At 69.7% G+C, this 18,049-nt stretch carries 20 protein-coding genes and 1 pseudogene; 6 read left to right on the top strand and 15 right to left on the bottom strand.

What is annotated here, in order from left to right; all coding sequences use genetic code 11:
• Positions 1–8: 8 nt before the first annotated feature.
• Positions 9–671, bottom strand: coding sequence for an NAD(P)-dependent oxidoreductase (locus tag MCAG_RS00645; protein WP_036371768.1), 663 nt, complete (start codon positions 669–671; stop codon positions 9–11).
• A 64-nt stretch (positions 672–735) separates the two neighbouring features.
• Positions 736–1,461, bottom strand: coding sequence for a DsbA family protein (locus tag MCAG_RS00640; protein WP_007071072.1), 726 nt, complete (start codon positions 1,459–1,461; stop codon positions 736–738).
• 107 nt (positions 1,462–1,568) lie between these two features.
• Between MCAG_RS00640 and MCAG_RS00635 the strand changes: the two genes are divergently transcribed.
• Entirely contained in the window at positions 1,569–1,985 is a 417-nt protein-coding gene (locus MCAG_RS00635; RefSeq protein ID WP_085986139.1) for a helix-turn-helix domain-containing protein, read from the top strand.
• Here the strand turns inward: MCAG_RS00635 and MCAG_RS35540 are convergent.
• From MCAG_RS35540 to MCAG_RS00590, 10 genes and pseudogenes are all read right to left on the bottom strand, one after another.
• On the bottom strand, positions 1,982–2,107 hold the full coding sequence (locus MCAG_RS35540; RefSeq protein WP_255348970.1) for a hypothetical protein: 126 nt from the start codon (positions 2,105–2,107) through the stop codon (positions 1,982–1,984). The genes MCAG_RS00635 and MCAG_RS35540 overlap by 4 nt on opposite strands.
• 99 nt (positions 2,108–2,206) lie before the next feature.
• The gene (locus tag MCAG_RS00625; protein ID WP_036371761.1) at positions 2,207–2,719 is read right to left on the bottom strand and encodes a hypothetical protein; all 513 of its coding nucleotides are present in this window, start codon (positions 2,717–2,719) and stop codon (positions 2,207–2,209) included.
• Between the two features lie 20 nt (positions 2,720–2,739).
• On the bottom strand, positions 2,740–3,852 hold the full coding sequence (locus MCAG_RS34205) for a Tn3 family transposase (protein ID WP_007071069.1): 1,113 nt from the start codon (positions 3,850–3,852) through the stop codon (positions 2,740–2,742).
• A 295-nt stretch (positions 3,853–4,147) separates the two neighbouring features.
• Positions 4,148–4,534, bottom strand: a pseudogene (locus MCAG_RS34200) (DUF4158 domain-containing protein); the annotation flags it as partial.
• Between the two features lie 237 nt (positions 4,535–4,771).
• The gene (locus MCAG_RS30135; RefSeq protein WP_007071068.1) at positions 4,772–5,401 is read right to left on the bottom strand and encodes an LLM class flavin-dependent oxidoreductase; all 630 of its coding nucleotides are present in this window, start codon (positions 5,399–5,401) and stop codon (positions 4,772–4,774) included.
• Between the two features lie 56 nt (positions 5,402–5,457).
• Positions 5,458–5,595 carry a hypothetical protein gene (locus MCAG_RS31950; RefSeq protein ID WP_157547776.1) on the bottom strand — a complete coding sequence of 46 codons (138 nt, stop codon included), beginning with the start codon at positions 5,593–5,595 and terminating at the stop codon, positions 5,458–5,460.
• A gap of 38 nt (positions 5,596–5,633) precedes the next feature.
• Positions 5,634–6,089, bottom strand: coding sequence for a nuclear transport factor 2 family protein (locus MCAG_RS00605; protein ID WP_007071067.1), 456 nt, complete (start codon positions 6,087–6,089; stop codon positions 5,634–5,636).
• A gap of 221 nt (positions 6,090–6,310) precedes the next feature.
• The gene (locus MCAG_RS00600; RefSeq protein ID WP_083802148.1) at positions 6,311–7,066 is read right to left on the bottom strand and encodes a hypothetical protein; all 756 of its coding nucleotides are present in this window, start codon (positions 7,064–7,066) and stop codon (positions 6,311–6,313) included.
• 347 nt (positions 7,067–7,413) lie between these two features.
• Entirely contained in the window at positions 7,414–8,355 is a 942-nt protein-coding gene (locus MCAG_RS00595) for an NADP-dependent oxidoreductase (RefSeq protein WP_007071065.1), read from the bottom strand.
• Positions 8,356–8,405: 50 nt separating this feature from the next.
• Positions 8,406–8,786, bottom strand: coding sequence for a DoxX family protein (locus tag MCAG_RS00590; RefSeq protein ID WP_007071064.1), 381 nt, complete (start codon positions 8,784–8,786; stop codon positions 8,406–8,408).
• A 119-nt stretch (positions 8,787–8,905) separates the two neighbouring features.
• Here MCAG_RS00590 and MCAG_RS00585 point away from each other — a divergent pair, with 119 nt between their 5' ends.
• From MCAG_RS00585 to MCAG_RS00565, 5 genes are all read left to right on the top strand, one after another.
• Positions 8,906–9,415 (top strand): MarR family winged helix-turn-helix transcriptional regulator, encoded by a 510-nt coding sequence (locus MCAG_RS00585; protein ID WP_007071063.1) that lies wholly within the window; start codon positions 8,906–8,908, stop codon positions 9,413–9,415.
• A 234-nt stretch (positions 9,416–9,649) separates the two neighbouring features.
• A complete protein-coding gene (locus MCAG_RS00580; protein WP_007071062.1) occupies positions 9,650–11,278 on the top strand; it encodes a Mu transposase C-terminal domain-containing protein in 1,629 nt (542 codons plus the stop codon).
• Positions 11,275–12,039 carry an ATP-binding protein gene (locus MCAG_RS00575; RefSeq protein WP_036375843.1) on the top strand — a complete coding sequence of 255 codons (765 nt, stop codon included), beginning with the start codon at positions 11,275–11,277 and terminating at the stop codon, positions 12,037–12,039. Before MCAG_RS00580 ends, MCAG_RS00575 begins: the two co-directional genes overlap by 4 nt.
• Positions 12,032–13,387, top strand: coding sequence for a hypothetical protein (locus MCAG_RS00570; protein WP_007071060.1), 1,356 nt, complete (start codon positions 12,032–12,034; stop codon positions 13,385–13,387). The genes MCAG_RS00575 and MCAG_RS00570 overlap by 8 nt, the downstream gene beginning before the upstream one ends.
• On the top strand, positions 13,366–14,157 hold the full coding sequence (locus tag MCAG_RS00565; RefSeq protein ID WP_157547774.1) for a helix-turn-helix transcriptional regulator: 792 nt from the start codon (positions 13,366–13,368) through the stop codon (positions 14,155–14,157). The genes MCAG_RS00570 and MCAG_RS00565 overlap by 22 nt, the downstream gene beginning before the upstream one ends.
• A 159-nt stretch (positions 14,158–14,316) precedes the next feature.
• On the opposite strand, the gene MCAG_RS00560 is transcribed toward MCAG_RS00565, so the two are convergent.
• From MCAG_RS00560 to MCAG_RS00550, 3 genes are all read right to left on the bottom strand, one after another.
• Positions 14,317–14,967, bottom strand: a complete 651-nt coding sequence (locus tag MCAG_RS00560; protein ID WP_007071058.1) for a TetR/AcrR family transcriptional regulator — start codon at positions 14,965–14,967, stop codon at positions 14,317–14,319.
• 17 nt (positions 14,968–14,984) lie between these two features.
• Positions 14,985–16,481: an MFS transporter gene (locus MCAG_RS00555; protein WP_036371752.1), complete on the bottom strand. Its 1,497-nt coding sequence runs from the start codon at positions 16,479–16,481 to the stop codon at positions 14,985–14,987.
• 123 nt (positions 16,482–16,604) lie between these two features.
• Positions 16,605–18,049: Tn3 family transposase (locus tag MCAG_RS00550; protein WP_036371749.1), on the bottom strand; the 1,445-nt coding region annotated here is incomplete at its 5' end.

The raw sequence follows: 18,049 nt of genomic DNA, 5'->3' as shown, positions 1-18,049 counted from the left end.
GGTGCGGGTCATTCCCGGGAGTTCCAGACCAGTGGTGCCTTGCGGATCCAGGCGTCGTTCTCCACAGTGTCGATCAGGAAGCTGGCGAAGTCGGCGCGGTTGACCCGCATGGCCGGTTTGTCGGTGCCGCGTTCGGCGGCCTTCACCTGGCCGCTGGACGGTTTGTCGGTGAGGGCGACGGCACGGGCCAGGGTCCAGTCGGCGTGCGAGGTGCGCACGACGTGGTCGACTCCGTGGTGGTCGGCGAAGCTGGCTTTGATGTTGGACGCCTTGATCAACGCCTTCGCGACCGGGTTCAGGTGCGCCCAGTCGTCGCCGGCACCCTGGGTGGAGGCCAGGACGATCCGGCGGATGTCCTGCTCGTGCATCACGGTCAGGGTGTCGCGAGCGGCGGTGGTCATGAAGGCGGCCGGGCTGACGGGCCTGGCCCAGGGGTTGTCCGAGGCCCGGGCGTTGTTCAGCACGCTGATCACGGCCTCGGTGCCCTGGGCGGCCTTGCGAAGGTCGTCGATGTCCGCGGGTGTGCCCTGGATGAGTTCGACGCCGGCCGGGGCCTGGACCGAGTCGAGGTTGCGCACCAGAGCACGGACGCGGTGGCCGCGGGCGGCGGCCTCCCGCAGTACGTGGATTCCGGTGCGGCCGCTGCCGCCGAGTACCAGCAAGTCAGTCATAGCGATCACCTGAAGAGAGTCAATGGGCACGCGGTGCGCCGATGAGACGGGGAAGCGGTGGGGGTCAGGGACGGGCCGGGACGGCGCAGCCGTCGGGGCCGCCGTCGGGGCCGCAGCCCGGGGCGTCGCCCGCGGGGGCGAGGGTGACGGGGTGGGTCTCGTTCCAGGCGGTGTGCAGCAGGTCGAGCAGGCTGTCGCTGTCCTGCGCGCCGGGGACGCCGTAGCGGCCGTCGACGACGATGAACGGGGCCCCGGTGGCGCCCAGCCGCTGAGCGTGGCGGGCGTCGTCCTGGACTCGGGTGCGGTAGCGGCGGTCGGTGAGTACCTGGCGCGTCAGGTCGCGGTCGAGGCCCATCTCGTCGGAGAGGCGCAGCAGGTCGTCCAGGGCGAAGACGGGCTCGGCCTTGCCGAAGTAGGTCCGGAAGATCGTGTCCCAGGCTTCGCGGTTCTTGCCCTGCGCGGAGGCGTGGGCCAGGAACTCGTGGGCCAGTTCGGTGTTGCCGACGACGTTGTCCAGCACCCGGTAGGGGCTCAGCCCCTCGGCGGCGGCGAGCGTCTCGATCTTCCGGGTCACCGCCTCTGCCTGCGCGCCGCTGATGCCGTGCTTGCTCAGCAGGGCCTCACGGACGCTGACCGTGCGGTCGGTGGGCAAGCTGCCGTCCAGCGGGAAGGAGCGGTGGACCACGTCGACCTGGTCGCTGTGCTCGAACCGTTCCACGGCGCGGTCCACGCGATGGCTGCCCAGCCCGCACCATGGGCAGGTGACCTCGGCCCAGATTTCTACCTTCATAGCTGCGACCTGTAATTCCTCTCATTTGTTCGTAACGCCATGATGCGCCAGTATGGGAGGCGGTGCAAAAGGCACATCGGTGTGCGCGACGGAGAGGAATGGGTGCCATGCAGGACAGCGCAGGTATGCAGATGGCGGCCGTGGCGGGGCCGTGCGCGAGTATCCCGGCCGAGCACATGGCCTTCATCCGGCAGGTCCTGGACCGGGTGGGCGACAAGTGGAGCATGCTGATCATCGCCGTCCTGCAGGATGGCCCCCTGCGCTACACCGACCTGCAGCGCCAGATCCCCGGCATCTCCCAGCGCATGCTCACCCACACACTGCGCCAACTGCAGGACGACGGCCTGATCACCCGCACCGCCTACGCCGAGGTGCCCCCACGCGTGGAGTACGCGCTCGCCCCGCTCGGCCACGGCCTGCACGAGATCGTCAAGCAGCTGATCGGCTGGGCCACCGACCACCACGACGAGATCCGCGCCAACCGCGCCCAGGCCAGCGCCGGCGCCGGGCCTCAGCCGTCCTAGCCCGAGCCGGCGTGGTCAGGGTCGCGCAGTTCCCGCCAGATGCCGCCGAGGTCGGGCAGCCGGAAGCAGTAGTGACCGCGGACATTGATGTGCTTGCGCATGTACGCCGAAAGTCCCAGCACGTCCTCGCCGAGGACCCGGGTAGCCCTGCTCGCGCAGCCCGCGTGGCCTTGCGCCGGGCCCGGTAGGCGCGGGCCACGCACGGTCGACCGGCCACGACCTCATGGTGCGCCGCCCACGGCGTCGCGGGTCTCGGGCATCACCCGGCCGTGGACCTCGTCGAGCAGCTCGGCCGCGGCGCGCAGGCGGGCCACGGTCGGGTCCTGGGTGAGGCTGTGGTCGTCGCCCAGGTCGTCCAGGTCGACGCCGTGCTCGGCGACCTGGTCGTGCTCGGCGAGCAGGCCGGCGGTGCACACCACCGCCAGCTGCGGCCGCTGCTGCGCGGGCGGGCGCAGGCCTTCGGCGGCGCCGCGGTGCTGCTCGTAGGCGGCCTGCGGGTGCAGGCCGAGGTGCTCGCCGAGCTGCCACCAGTCCGCCCCGGCGGCCAGCGCGTCGCGGACCACGGCGGTCTGCAGGTGCTGCGCGTACTGGGCCAGTTGCTGCGCGGCGGTCGCGGCCCGGGTGAAGTCGCTGGCGGCCACCGCGGCGGCGGCCCGCTCGAGCGCGCCGCCCAGCGTGGCGCCGGCCCGCTGGTGGAGGTCGTCGGTGTGGGTCACGGGCAGGGCCTTCGGCATCGTCGGGGTCTTCCTCACGGTCAACGAACGGGGTCGGGGTCGTCGCCGGCCGGCGCGGCCGGGCGGGTGTCGCCGGTGAGGGTGATGCGCCGGCCGAGGTCGATCTTGACTTCGCCGTACGGGGCGATGTTCGACCAGAACAGCGGGTTGAGGCCCCGCTCGTCCTCTGCGGTGAGCGCGACGGCGCCGTCGGCGAGGACGTCCTGGATCATCAGGGTGTTCAGGTAGCCGATCGAGGCTTGCAGTACCCGCAGGCAGAGCACGGACAGTTCCTGCTGGTCGCGGCGATTGCCGGGGATGTCGCCGCCCTTGCCGAAGAAGATCACGCTGTTGCCGTAGTTCCACGACTCCACCACGTTCAACCCGGAGTTGATCTCCCGCTGCAGGTCGCGGTCGCGGAGATAGCGGCAGGCGAAGATTGTGCGCTGGGCGCGGCCGAGTTCCTGCATGGCCTGGTAGGTGGGGTGCATCAGGTTGGCGCGGTGGAAGCGGCGCAGGATTGCCGCGGTCGAGGCAGTCTTGTTCATGATCGAGATCGCGTACTTGATCATGTAGTCGTACTCGTCGGCGATCAGGTCCCAGTCGATCGACCGGTTCACCATCGCCGGCGCGAGCTCCGGGTAGGTGTCGCGCCAGCCGGCGCTCGCCGGGTAAAGCCGCAGGTGGTTAATCCGCTTGATCCTCGGCAGCAGGTCGAAGCCCAACAGCCTGGTCAGGCCGAACCCGATCACGGACTGGCCGTGGGTATCGACGTAGTTCGACCGTACGTCCATCTCGGTTCCGTGGTGCATCGCCCCGTCGACCATCGCGGCGACCTCGGACGCGGTGCAGTTGAGCAGCTGGGAGTGGATCACCATGCTCTTGCGTTCGACGTGCCAGTAGATCAGCACTCCGCGCGACTTGTACCGGGAATGCCACTCGGTGAACAGGTTCTGGTCCCACGCGCCGAAGTGAGTCGAGTCGGAGGCCACCGCGGTCGAGCCGGCGCCCCACAGCGCCCACAGCGCCCGCTGCCGCACCGCGAACGTGGCGTTGGCGATGTCCACCGCGAGCGCGCGGACGAGTTCCGGGGTGAGGTAGCGGCGAACCAGGTAGTACAGGTGCTGCTCGCGCTGGTTGGCGGTGGCGGCCACGGCCCGGATGCCGGTGTTCGTGCCGTAGCCGGAACGACCGCACCGCCTCCAACTTGTCGATCTCGGCCAGCATCGACTTCAAGCTGACGTCGCAGGTGGTCGCCTTCACCGACCGCAGCAGCGTCGAGTCGTCGTGGTCGCCGACGCTGACCAGCGTCAGCAGGCGCAGCGCCACATCCCGGTCCAGCCTGGCAACGATCCTGGCCGCCAGCGCCTCACCCGCCCGGCTCAGCGCCGTGCCGACGATCCGATCGATCTGCCCCGCCGTCGGAGGTTCCAACTGCCGTGCCCGGCACTCCGCCAGGAACTGCTCGCGCACCAGTTCCGGGCGTCGCTCCCGCTGCGCCACATCGCCGGCCAGCCAGTCGACGAGCTTGTCCTGATCGGCCACCGTCGCGGCCCTGAACCCGAAGAACCGCCGGATCTCGCCGCGGTGCCGCTTGTAGGTGATGCCATCCCACTCGTAGAAGCCCAGGTCCCCGGGCTCGCATCGCAGCTGCCTGGCCACGAACTCGACAGCGTCGGCGTGGAACTCGCCCCGGCCGCGTGGGAAGCGGCCGAACCGGCCGTAGAACTTCACCATCAGCGCGAACCCGAGTCTGGTGACGCCATGCTTTCTGGCGACCAGATCAAGCTCAGGTTCGACCAGCGTCCAGTGCTCGACCAGATCGCCAAGGTCCATCGAGGGGCGACTCACAGACGAATATCATTCCGGCCATTGATCATCCCCAACAGATCCACAGCCTTGATCAACTATTTGATACCTGGTCGCAAGATCCTTAAGAACGCCCCGTATCGGTGAGAACGATCATGAACGGTGAGAGGACCCCGGTGATCGCATCACCGGGGTCCTCGGCCCTGTTCTCCCGAAGCTACGGCGAAGTGACAAGTAGCTCGGCGTAATCAGAGTGACGCTCGGTCAGGAGCGGCAAGGGCGGGCTCCGGGGACTTCGCTGTTCTGGAGGGCGCCGAAGTCGGCGTGCGCGGCCTCGATGGCTTCGGGGTATGCCTCGAGTTTGGCGTGCTCTGCGAGCGCCCGGTAGATGCTCGCCACCGAGGGACTCTGGCCCTTGCGCTTGCCGGTGGGGATGATCATGTCGGGCTGGATCTGCTCGACCGACTCGCCTTTCGCCCTGCGCCGCAGCACGGTGTGGAGCATGTCGTCGGTGATGACCGGCGGCCGGCCGCCGTGCTTGCCCTTGCGGGCTGCGGTTTCGAGCCCTTCCAGCGTCGACTCGCGGATGTTCTCCCGCTCGGTCTCCGCCATCAGGTCGGCATTGCGGTAGGCGTAGGCACTGACGAGGGTGCCGAGCGTCGGGGTGCTTGTCTCGGCGCCCATCGCCGCTAGCAGCGTCCACGCTTCGAGGTTGGTGCCCTTCTCGTCGCCCGCCCAGGGAAAGAAGTGGTCGGGGACCCACAGCGAATCGAAGCCGAGCCGGTCCACCTCGCGCCACGCTGCCCGAAGGCGGTCATAGCTCGAGTGCATCGCCTGCACCTGCACGCAGACCTTCGCCTGCTTGCGGCTGCGGACCTCATCGTCAGTGTGCACGACCTCACCTTTCAATATCCGAGCAGCGGTTTCCCGACGCTCGCGAAGCGTTGAATTCAGGCCGCGGACGGGGGGAAGTCATCCACCTGTGGCGGCGCGTCGTCGAGCGTGGCCGCCTCGCCGATCGACGAATCCAGGAAGATCAACTCCGCGCGATAAGCGGCCGGATGCAGCTCGCCCAGCGCGAAACACAACCCGTGACAGCACCGGTTCTATCCGTCCCGCCCGGTGACTACCTGAGCGGGGGCGCGGTGGCCTCGGAGTCGTCCCCGGGGAAGATGACCCGGCGCTCACTCAGCAACCAGCGCTCGCCGTCTTTGACGAGCCGGTCGCAGTAGCTGGCCGCGGCGGCCGGCATCCATCGCCCGTCGATCTGGTTGAGGAAGAGCAACTCGCTCCACGCTCGAGCGGTGGCGCCGTCGACATCTATGACCGCGGGCGAGACGTGGTGCCGCGCCGGCCCCTTTGCCACCGCCTTCGGTGAGTTCGGATCGTTCGCTTCCCGCAGCATTGCTTCGATCGCCGCCCGCCCGCGCACAGGCTCACCGCCGCCGACGATGACCGCTGCGTCCTCGGCGTGCAGCTCGGCCAGATCGCGGAAGCGATGCCGGTCCAACAGCATCGCCGCCAGGGCGAGGAGGCGCTGGATCGAGTGTTCGTCGTTCGACGGTTTCGCACGATCGTTCATTGATAGCTCCTTTGCTGGGTCTTCGCAGTTGAGCGTGGTTGAGGGGTAGCTCGTCGGGCGGCGTGGCGGAGGGGTGGAAGGCGTCAGGGCCCCGGAGGATCAGCGGCGACCAAGCTGCTTTTCCTGAAGGACCCTGACGTTGTTGCACGGTGCAACCTTGGCCGAAAGGAGGGCAAGGCGCCCTCCTTTTTCCGGCTGGTTCCGGTCAATGCGGAATGTTCTTACGAGGTGACGACTGCCAGCGTGAACGCCGCGATGAAGCCGATTTCCGGATTGCCCTCTGACACCGGCCGCACGTCCGGGACGAGGTCCTGGCCGTTGTCGCTCTGATAGAGGAGGTCTTCGTCGTTCGCAAGGCGTTCGAGGGTGATGTGCCCGTCGTAGGGCGGCAGCGTCCCGACGATGTCGTTGACATCGTCGGGCATATGCAGCTGTCCAACATACACCTCCCGGTCATCGACGTACACCTTCATGTGGATGTGCACGTCCCGGTTGTGGTACCACCCCGGGTAGACGGTGCCGAATTCCACGCCCCCGCTCTCGTCGGTGTACTGACTGCCGCGCAAGAACCGCGACTCATCGGACGGCTCGATGTGGCTCAGCGCCTCCGATCCGGGGAAGGTATCGGGGTCATGGCTCAGGTAGCCGGAGTAGTAGCCGAACGCGTCGCAATGCCAGGTGTCGACGCGAGCGCCCTTGACCGGCGCCTGGGTCACCGCGTCGACGACGGTGTACCGCAAGGTCAGCGGAACGCCCTTCCGGTCCTCGGTGATGTCGCTCCGGAGCAGGCTCTGGCCGAACGAGAGATAGTAAGGGCCTTCGGTCGTCTTGGGCGTGGCCCCGGCAGGCCAGTCATCCGGGAGGACCGGCGAGACGGTGCTGGTTAATTCCTGGAGCGCGGGGTCCTCGAGGAGTGCCAGGACTTTGGCATTCTGCATTTCGGCGGTTATTACCGACGGTTTCGCACGATCGTTCATTGATAGCTCCTTTGCTTTATCCGCTGACGGTGAGCCAGCTGTACGGCCAACAGGGAACGAGGCAGGGGGGAATTTTTGCGGTTATAGCGCGCACGTCGGCTCCGGTCGCGGTGCCGTGCGGGCCAGCGGGTTTTCACCGAGGTGGTTGGGTCAGCCCTTGGCGTTCCACACCAACGGCGCCTTGCGGATCCAGGTGGCCTGCTCGATGGCGTCGAGAAGGAAGCCGGCGAGGTCGGCGCGGTTGATCCAGGGCCCCGGCTTGGCCTTGCCGGTCTCGGCGGTTCGTGAGGCGCCGGGGTGGCGGCGCCCGGTCGGGGCCAGGCACCGGCCGTCATCGGAGCTGGTGATCAGTTGTCGAGGGTGACGACGATCTTGCCCTTGGCGTTTCCGGCGGCGATGGCGGCGAGGCCGTCGAGGGCCTCGTCGAGGGTGATGACCGCGCCGACGTCGACCTTGAGGGTGCCGGCGGCGGCCTGCTCGGCGAGGGGGCCGGTGACTTCCCGCACGGGGGCGGCCATGATCGAGGTGACGGTGACGCCGGCGGTGGTAGCGGTGTCGGCGTCCGGGCCCTGGGTGAGGGTGGAGACCTTGCCGCCCGGGCGAACGGCGGTGAGGGGGATGTCGTCGGCGGTGTTGCCGAACAGGTTGACCAGGGCGTCGACGCCGCCGGGGTGGGCGGTGAGGACCTGCTCGGCAACGGGACCGGCCGAGCGGTCGACGACGGTGGTGGCGCCGAGGCCGGTGAGCCGGCCGGTGTCGGTGCCGGTGGCGATGACGGTGGCGCCGCGGGCGGCGAGCAACTGCACGGCGTAGGAGCCGACGCCGCCGGAAGCGCCGTTGACCAGGACGGTCTGGCCGGGCTTTACCTCGATGGCGTCGACGGCCTGGGCAGCGGCCGCGGCTGCGAGGGGCAGGGCCGCGGCCTGGACGAAGTCGATGCCGGCGGGCTTGAGCGCGACCGCGGCGGCCGGCAGCAGGGCGTACTCGGCGAGGGTGCCGGCCTGGACTGGGGGTGCGAGCAGGACGTGGCCAAAGACTTCGTCGCCGGGTTTGACGTGCTCGACACCCGTGCCGACGGCCTCGACGACACCGGCGGCGTCGCGGCCCGCCACTAGGGGGTATTCGTGCGGGAGCATGCTGGCGAGGTAGCCGGCGACCAGGACGTTGTCGACCGGGTTGAGGGCGGCGGCCTTGACCCGGATCAGGACGGTGCCGTCGGTGACGGTGGGGGTGGGCAGGTCGCCGATCTGCGGCTTCTCGCCGGCGGCCGGGACGTGAACTGCACGCATGACGTACTCCTTGAGTCTGTGGGGACGGCGGTGATGACGTTTCGAGGTGGTCAGGAGCCGAAGCCGTACGGGCCGAACCGGCCCCAGGCGACGACGGCGGCGAGCAGTAGCAGGACCACGTTCATGCCGATGGCCTGGTACTCCTTGCGGCGGGCGTGGGTCACGATCGCGCCGATCATGATGAGGACGAGGCCGAGCGCGGCGAGCGGCACCAGTATGGGTGCGATGTCGAGGACGGCGGGCAGGATGAGGCCGATAGCTGCCAGGACCTCCAGGGCGCCGATGAGCTTGACCAGGCCGGAGCTGACGTTCTCAGTCCAGGCCATGCCGGACGCGGCGAGTTTCTCCTTCGGCTGTGCCAGCTTGGTCGCGCCGAAGAAGGCGAATGCGGCGGCAAGCAGGCCGGCGATGATCCACAAGACGATGTTCATGGGGCCCTCCGGCCACTCGATGACTTAATGCGTTGAGTCAACAGTACGGCCAGATGACTTAAAGACGCAAGTGATCGTCGGGTGCAAGCCGGTTAACGCGTGAAGTTATCCTGAAGGGCATGACCGATACTGCGGAGCCGCGCTGGCTCGACGAGGAGCAGCAGCAGACCTGGCAGATGCTGTACGGGATGGTCGTGCGGCTCCCCGCGGCGATCGACGCTCAGTTGCAGCGCGACGCGCAGATCAGCCACTTCGAGTACCAGGTGCTCGCCGGCCTGTCGATGGCGCCCGAACGCACCCTGCGGATGAGTGTGCTCGCCGCCTTCGCCGAGGGCTCACTGGCACGGCTGTCGCAGGTCGTCGCCCGCATGGAGAAGCAGGGCTGGGTTCGCCGTACCCCGGACCCGGCCGACGGCCGTTTCACCCTGGCGATCCTGACCGACACCGGCCTCGACAAAGTCGTCGCCACCGCACCCGGGCACGTCGCCGAGGTGCGCCGGCTGGCGTTCGACAGCCTCACCAGGACACAGCAGCGCCAGCTTCGCGAGATCGCCCGCCGGGTCGTACACGCGATCGACCCGGACGACCCCTGCCTCCTCGCCTACCGGCGCGACAGCCACGACCACTGATCCGCGTGAGGACCGTGGCCGGTCATGATCGAGTCCGTCAGCGGCGGTAGTCGGCAGTCGCTGCCGAGTGCGCGGGCACCGCGGCGACCGCCGCCGGTGTGCTTCCGTGGAAGCACGATCGGCTGTGCCGCCTGCGATCCGGCCGCTCTTGACATGATCGACCGGTGCGGGTGAGATCGTCTGGCATCGCTGTCCGCGTCGACGCCGTTGCGAGATCCATGACGGAGGACAGCGATGCCGCGACCGAGTGCGCAGCAGTGGGACGCCGCCCTGCACCAGCTGGCCGAACTGCGCACCGCAGGTCAGCTGACGGGCCAGCACGTCGCGACCGTCGCGGTGGGCCTGGGCGTGACCGAGCGCAGCGTGTGGCGGCGCCTGGCCCAGCCCGCAGAGCAGTTCCGGCGCGGGTTCCAGCTGTCGCAGACCGACCGTGACGCCCTGGCCGACTACCGGGGCAACGTCGCCGCGGTGTTCCGCGCCAGGCAAGCGGCGCTGCGCGGCGACACCACGGCGGCCGGGTTGCCGATCCACCCCCAGCTGCTGGCCGGATGGGCCGGTGCCCCGCCGGTGACCCGTCGGACGCTGGAGCGGGCGTTCGCGGCCGAGGTCACCCCGGCGCAGCGGGAGGCGGTGCGCCACGGCGAGCGTGCCCGCCGGGCGAAGCTGGTCTACCTGCGCAGACGCGGCAGCCACCGCAACCAGGTGTGGGAAGGCGACCACAAGAACCTGCCGATCCTGGTCCTGCCGCCGCGCGGGCCGGCGTGCCGCCCGTGGCTGACGATGTTCCTCGACGACGCCACCCGGGTGATCACAGGCTGGGCCATCGCCACCACCCCGCACGCCGGGACGGTGCTGACCGCCCTGCGGATGGGGATGCTGCCCGACGCGGCCAGCCCGGCCCACGGCCTGCCCGGGATGCTGCGCCTGGACCAGGGCCTGGAGTTCGCCTCCGACGCGGTGACCACCGCGATGGGCACCCTGGCCGTGGAGGTGCTGCGCCTGCCGCCGTTCCAGCCGCACAAGAAAGGCAAGGTCGAGCGCAGCGTCCGGACCGTCGACCAGATGCTGCTGTCCGCCCTGCCCGGCTTCACCGAAGGGCCGCGCGAGGCGTCCGGGAGGCTGACCGGACCGCTGGACGACCGGGTCAAGGCCCGGCACGCGTACGCCGACGCCGCCGCAGCCGACACCGCGGCGGTGGTGCCGCTGCGTTGGGAGGTGCTGGTCAAGCTGTTCGCGGACTGGGTGCGTTGGTACAACTTCGAGCACCGCCACAGCCAGCTCGGCGGCCGGGCCCCCGCCCAGGCATGGGCCGAGGACCCGACCCCGCTGCGCCACGCCCCGGAGCAGCACCTGGTCCATCTGCTGCTGGCCGACGAGGCCCGCACTGTCGGGGGCAACGGCATCCGGTTCCGCAACCTGCACTACGCCGACCCCAGCGGCAAGCTGCGCGAGCGGCGCGGCACGGCGGTCCGCATCCGGTACATGCCGCATGACGAGAGCTTCCTGCACGTCTACCTCGACGGGCAGTACCTGACGACCTGCCACCCCGACACGATGCTGACCGACGCCCAGCAGGCCCAGTACGACCAGGCGGTGCGCGAGCAGGCCCGCCAGGCCGCGGCCGACAAGCGGTCGGCGACCCGGCGGGCCCGTCAGCGGCTGCGGGTGCTGTCGGATGCCGACCAGACCACCACCACGGCGAGCTCCGGCGCGGTCAGCCTCGCCGATCGCGAAGCAGCCGCTCGCGCCCGGCGCCGCCCTGCCACGCCTACCTCGACCAGCCTGCTCGGGCTGGTGCCGCCGGCACCGCTGGAAGACGAGCCGGTCGACCTCGACGATCCGGCCCGGTGGTGGACGTCGTGACCAGGCCCCCGGGAGCCGGTCCGGCCGGGGCGCGGACCATCTCCACCACCCAGGTGCAGCTGGCCCGCCACGTCGTCAACGACATCGCCGTCCACCAGGCCGTCGGCGTCATCTACGGCATGGCCGGGCTCGGCAAGACGTTCGCGGTACGGACGACCGTCGCGGCGCTGCCGCCGGTTGGCAAGCGCAAGGTGCCGGTCTGCGCGATCTCGTTCCCGTCCCGGCCGACCATGCGCCTGGTCGCCGATCTGCTGCTGCAGGAGCTGTCCGGCCACCAGCCCTCCCGCAACAACAACCGGTTCACCCTCACCGGTGCGCTGGTCAAAGAACTGGCCCGCCAGCCCCGGCTGCTGGTGGTCGACGAGGCGCAGCGCCTGTCGGAGGAGTGCATCGACCTGCTGCGCTACCTGCACGACCACGACGAGACCCGGTTCGGGCTGCTCTACGTCGGCGGCAACGGCTGCTGGGAGGTCCTCAAGAGCCAGCCCATGCTGCGCTCGCGGATCTGGCGGCGCCAGGAGTTCACCGCCCTGCCGCCCGACGAAGTACCGACCGTGATGCGCGGCTACCACCCCATGTACGCCGACGCCGACGACGACCTGCTGTCCTACGTCGACGAGCGGTTCGCCCACGGCATCTGGCGCAACTGGGCACTGTTCTCCAGCACCGCGGCGCTGCTGGCCCAACGTACTGGCCGCACCCGCATCGACATGGAGATCGTCAACAACACCTTCGCGCTGCACGGCGGCGACGATGGCTGACCGGGCCGCCCCGCCGGTGCCATGGACTCGCTGGGACCGGCCCGTGCTGTGGGTCCGCGACCCCGACGACGACCCGTCGACCCGTACGCTGCTGACCGGCATCGCCGACGTCGACTCCGGCGTCGTCGTCGTGCGCACCCGACCGGGCAACGTCACCGCCAACGAGCTGTGGCTGGCGGTGCTGGGCGCGCTCGGCAAGCCCGTCGACTCCGACCGGTTCAAGGTGGTTCCCGGGCCGATCATCGTCGCCCGCGCCGCCCGCGCCTGGCTCATCGGCCACCAGCCGATGGACATCGTCATCGACCGAGCGCACCGCGTCCCCGCCAAGCTGCAGAATGAACTGGTGGCCATCGCCGCGGCCATCCCTGCCCGGCTCTGGCTGGTCGACGCCGGCCGCAAAGGCGACGATCACCGCATCGGTGTGCCCGACCGGCTGATTCACGGCAAGGTCCGACCCTCAGCGCTCAAGACGCTGCTGCCCGGCCAGCTCCCGCGCCCGCAGTGGCCCGCGCCGATCCCCGACGAGCTGCCCACCGCCGACTTCCTGACCTTCCGCAGCGCCTGCGCCCGCACCCTCGACCGCTGGAGCGCCAAGCTGGTCGACCAGCACTGGGCCGACGCCAACAGGTACTTCCAGACCATCGCCCCCAGCCTGTCCCCACACCCGCCCGCCGTCGTCGAGAGCAGCCGCCTGGCCGTAGAACTAGCCCGCTGGATCTACCAGTCGGCCAGCGCCGGCGAAGCGCTCGTCACCGTCCGCGCCGCCCAAGCGGCCCTGCTGCGCAACGGCCTGCTGCTCCAACACCGGCCCGGCAACCTCGGACCGCAGCACCTGCTCAGCAAGGCGACCCCGCAGCTGATCGCCGCGCTGCGCACCCTCTTCCGGCCGGACGCGGCCGCCGCGACCCTGCTGGAACTGCTCATGCCAGGCGGACTGCCCGGCTCATGGCCGGCCCGCGACGTGTGGCCGATCAACGCCGTCGACGCGCTCGGGCACAACCTGCTGACCAGCTTCGGCCCGGTCCCCGTACCGCGCGCCGCCGCCCCGATCCTGCTCGCCCAGGTCGCCTGGCGCCAAGCCGAAGGAGCACAACCCGCAGAGCCGCTGCTGGCCGTGGGCCAGCCACGACCGTTCGACCCATGGCAGCCCAGCCAAGAGCTGTCCCGGCGCACCCTCAGCGAACTGTCGATCGCCACCGCCGACACCGACGCCAGATACCCCGACCCCTACGGCATCCGGACCGCCCCCGGCCGCTCCTGGCTGGCACAACGGCACCTCAGCATGACCAAAGCCGACGAGCACGTACCCGACCACACTCACGTGCGATGGCAGCTGGACACCCGATGAGCCCCGAACCGTCGCGGCCGCCGACCCACAACGTGCGCGAGCTGGCCCGCGAACAGGGCTACACCCGCGGCGAGCTCGCCGAACTGCTGGGCATCAGCGAGGACATGCTCGATCTGCTGGACAAGCCCGACTGGTACGACCACTTCCGCGTCGGCCGACTGCGCCGGCTGGCTCGCGTCCTGCGACTGCCCTGGCCGGAGTGGATGGGAGGCCCGGCCCCACGCACCCAAACAGACGCCGCCCGTCGCCCACGAACCGACGCGATCAAGGTCCACGTCGTGCTGACCACGCTGTTCGACGTCCCCGTGCCGATCGTCGACCTCGCCGCCGTCCTCGGCTGGCCTACCAGCCGTGTCAGCCAGGCCCTCGACGCGATCGCCGACGCCGTCGACCTGTCCAGCGGCTTCGTCCTGATCCAGACCCCGGACCACGTACGGCTGGCCGCCTCGCCTCGCCTACTCGACGCGGCCACCCGCAAACGGCTCGCCGAGGCGGCCCACGCGCGTAAAGGCACCGATCCGGTCTTGTGCCACCTGATTGCCGAGGTGCTGATCGGGCGACAAGACCACGCGCGACTGCTGGCCAGGCTCGCGCCGCGAACCTTCAACGACGCCGTCAGCCACGGCTACCTCGCCATGATCGCTCCAACAGAGCAGGACGTGCGCGATGGGCACCGGCCTGGAGAGCCGATCGTCATCATGACGCCGGAACTGGCCTACAACCTGGGATTCGATCTCGACCGGGACAACGACAACGGCCAAGACCACTGACTGACGTTTCGTGTCGCGAGCACTGACATTCGGTGTCGGAACTACTGACGCTCAGCGTCGCGAACCGCTGACCCCTGAGCGCCGCTCAACAGTGACGGCGGCCCGCAGGTGGCGACGGGTCGATCGCCGGCTCTGTGACAGAGAATACGGGATTCTGTGTCACAGCTCGCGGCGTTCTCCGCCGGCCTGCGGAGTCACGGCGACGTCGAGGGCCGTTGGCTTCGGCGTTGCTGATGTTCCGTGATGCTTGGCTGGTCGGGTGTTCGGGGTTTGTGGGACGAGGTCGGCGATGTGCTGGGCGAGGTATCGGCGCATCTGGTCGGGCATGAGTGTGCCGGTGAGTGTTTCGTGGAGCCAGAGGCCGTCGGCGGCGAGGCGTGCGATCAGCGCGCGGATCTGGTCGGTGGTCAAGGGTGGGGTGTGTGGTAGGGGTGGTGTCCAGCGGTTCATCACGTCGATGAATGGCGCGCTGGTTGCCGGTTCGGTGGTGTTGTGGTGGAGGGCGAGTTCGAGTTCGGCGCGGGTGGCGGCTTGGGCGGTGACGGTGGCGTAGGCGGCGAGGCGTTGGGCTTCGCTGAGCGTTTCGGCGGGGCCGCCGGCCGCGCTGGTCATCGCGTTTTCCCAGTGGGTGGCGAGGCGCTCCCGCGCGGCGTGCAGGAGCGCCTCGCGGGTGGGGAAGTGGTAGACGACTCCTGCTTTGGTGATGCCGGCTTCCTCGGCGACGGTTTCGTAGGTGACGGCGGTGACACCGTCACGTTCGATGACGCGTAGGGCGGCGTCGAGGATGAGGATCCGCTTGCTCGGTCGCATGGTGGGCCACTCTGCCGTTAGTGCTCGGTGGGGTAGGTGCCGGGGCCGTGGTGACGCAGGAGCCGTCCGGTGAGTGCCGCGCCGGCGGTGAGGACGATGGCCACGACGGCGACGGTGATCAGGTAGCCGGTGTCGTAGGCGGTGTGTGCGGCGTCGATGATCGCCTGGTTGCCGTCGGCTGTGGCGAGGGCGTCGGGCAGGCTGTCGCCGGCCCCGGTGGGCGCGCCAGGCGGGAGGCGGACCGCGGTGGCGTAGACGAAGGTGATGAGGCTGCCCAGCAGCGCGACGGCGGTCAGTGCCCCGAACTCGTAGGAGACCTCCTCGACGGAGGCGGCCATGCCGGCGCGGCGGGCTGGGGCGTTGCCGATGATCGCGGTGGAGGCGACGGACATCGCCACGCCGAGTCCAGCACCGGTGACGACCATTCCGGTGACCAGGACGGCGAGACCCGTGTGCAGGCCGATGGCGACAAGGACGACGCCGGGCACGGCGAGGGCGAGACCACCGGTGACCAGCGGCAGCAGCCCGGTGCGGTGCAGGATCGCGCCGCCCAGCAGCGCGGTCGGCAGCGAACCGGCGGCTGCCGCCGCGACCAGCAGGCCCGCTTGCAGGGGGGTGAAACCCGCGACGAGTTGAAACCGCTGGGTGGTGACCAGTTGGAGCCCGGCGATGGCGAACAGGGCGAGCGCGGCGGCTATGACCCCGGAGGTGAAGGCCGGGTTACGGAAGATCGCGAAGTCCAGCAGCGGATCGGTCAGTCGTCGCTGCCTGCGGACGAAGAGGGTGAGCCCGACGGCCGAGGCGAGCACCGCGACCGTCAGCACGGTCGGCGACGGCGGCCGGTGCGCGAGTTCCTTGATGGCGAACACCGCGCCGACCAGGCCGACCATCGCTTGCAGCGAGGACATCAGGTCCCATCGCTTGCTCGGGTCCGGGTCGTTGCGCGGCGCGACCAGCAGTGTCGCGGCCATGGCGGCGGCGGCGACCGGGACGTTGATCAGGAACACCGACCCCCACCAGAACGCCTCCAACAGCGCTCCACCCACGATCGGGCCGAGCGCGGCACCCACCACGGCGAGGGAGCCCCACACCGCGATCGCGATGTTGCGTTCCCGCTCCACCTGGAACGTCACCCGGATCAGGGCCAGGGTGGCGGGCATCATCGTCGCCGCGCCCACCGCGAGCAACGCCCGCGCGGCGATCAACACTGCCGTGCTGGGCGCAAACGCCGCCAGCAGGGACGCGGCGGCGAACACCACCAGCCCGACCAGGAACATCCGCCGGTGCCCGACCCGGTCACCCAGCGTGCCGCTGCCCAGCAGCAGCCCCGCCATCACCACCGGGTAGGCGTTGATGATCCACAAGCTCTGCGTGCCGGTGGCCCCGAGATCGGCGGTCAGCGTCGGCAGGGCGGTGTACAGGACCGAGTTGTCCAAGGTGATCAACAACAGGCCCGCGCTGACCGTGACCAGCAACCCCCACCGCTGCGCCCTTGTGGTCACCGTCCGGTCCATCACCGTAGTTCGCATACCTATAACCATGCTCGACGTATAGTTACGGTGGGCTGGGTTAACCAGGTCACACATCCCCAGCCAAACGGGAAGCGGCAGCCGTGAGCGCTCGGGACGCGGCCCGGGTCAGCAGAAGTGCACGTTCTCGTGGTGGGTGGGCCAGATGTGCGCCAGGACCTCGTCGTCGACTTGGCGGCCGTCGCGGCGTAACGCGCCGACGGCGAGGCCGTGGTACTCGGTCGACCAGCAGACGATGGCGTTGGTGGCCAGGGTGAGGCACCACATCTGTTCGGTCTGCTGCTTGTGGTGCCGGCGGCGCAGCGCTGCTTCGCCGGCGTATGCGAGGGAGCGGCGCAGGGCGTGCAGGTTCTCGCCCTTGTTCAGCTGCCGGGCGATGCGCCGCCGGTAGGTCTCATCGGCCAGATAGCGGGTGGCGTAAACGGTGCGCCGCAACGCCCCGTACTCCTTGATCGCGCTGGTCAGCGCGTTCTGCTGCCGCTTCGACGAGCACAGCTTCCCCACGACCAGGGCGGCGGTGGCGTGCCCGCCCTGCACGCTCGCGGCGACCCGCAGCAGGTCGTCCCACATGCTCGTGATCAAGTCCAAGTTCAGCCGCCGGGTCAGCAGCGCCCCAGCGCGCGGATACCGGTCCAGGAAGTCAGCGCGGGGCCCGGTCCGGTACAGAGTGATCTTCCCGAGATCGCGGATTCGCGGCGAGAGCTGCTTGCCGACCAGGTCGAACAGGGCAAAGTTGGCCAGGGTCGCGCCGTGGGTGTCGGTGGCGTGCTCGAAGGTCGGCAGGTCGGTGGCGTTGCCCAGCAGCCCGTCGAGCACGTAGTGCGACTCCGGCGCGGTCGCCACGATCACCTTCGTGTCGAAGGTGGAGTGCTGGTCGGAGACGTGCGTGTAGGTGGAAACACCCTGGCCACGGGCGAAGTACCGGGACAGGTGCCGGGCGGTGATGGACTTGCCCTTGACCGGGAACCGCTGCCCGTCCGACGACGACAGGGTGCCCGAGCCGAACGCTCTCGTAAGCGGGAGCCGGTGGTGGTAGTTGACCACCGCGGCGTTCGCGGCTTCGAGCGTCTCGGGGCGGAAGTACCACTCGGCGGTCCAGGCCAGCACGTCGTACGGCACGCCGCAGGACTCAGCCATCGCGGACAGGCCCATGTTCGTGGCCTCCGCGATGATCACGTACAGCAGGTTGCGTTTGAGCTCCGCCGGCCGGGCGACCTTCCCACCGGCGTGCACCAGGTGATCGGTGAACCCGGTCCGCGCGTCGACCTCCACCAGCACCGACGCGATCGGCACCCGCGGCAGCATCCCGGCCAGCTCGCCGCGCAGCGCATCCGCTTCGGCGGGCACGTCCTCCGCCGTTAGCGGCGGGATGATCAGTTCGCCGTCGTCGGTGAGCCGGACCTCGCCCGGGTTGCCCTTGGCCAACTGGGTCTCCAGATCGGCCAGGGCAGTGTGCAACTCGTCATCGGCTGCAGCGAGCGCCTCGGCGGCATCGACCGGTTTGCCGACCAGGTGGCAGAAATCCACCTTCTGCGGCGCCCACGCCTGCGGGG

Source organism: Micromonospora sp. ATCC 39149, from assembly GCF_000158815.1.
Taxonomy (GTDB): Bacteria; Actinomycetota; Actinomycetes; order Mycobacteriales; family Micromonosporaceae; genus Micromonospora.
Note: the sequence above shows the minus strand (reverse complement) of the source record. Positions and strands in the feature narration are given on the sequence as shown.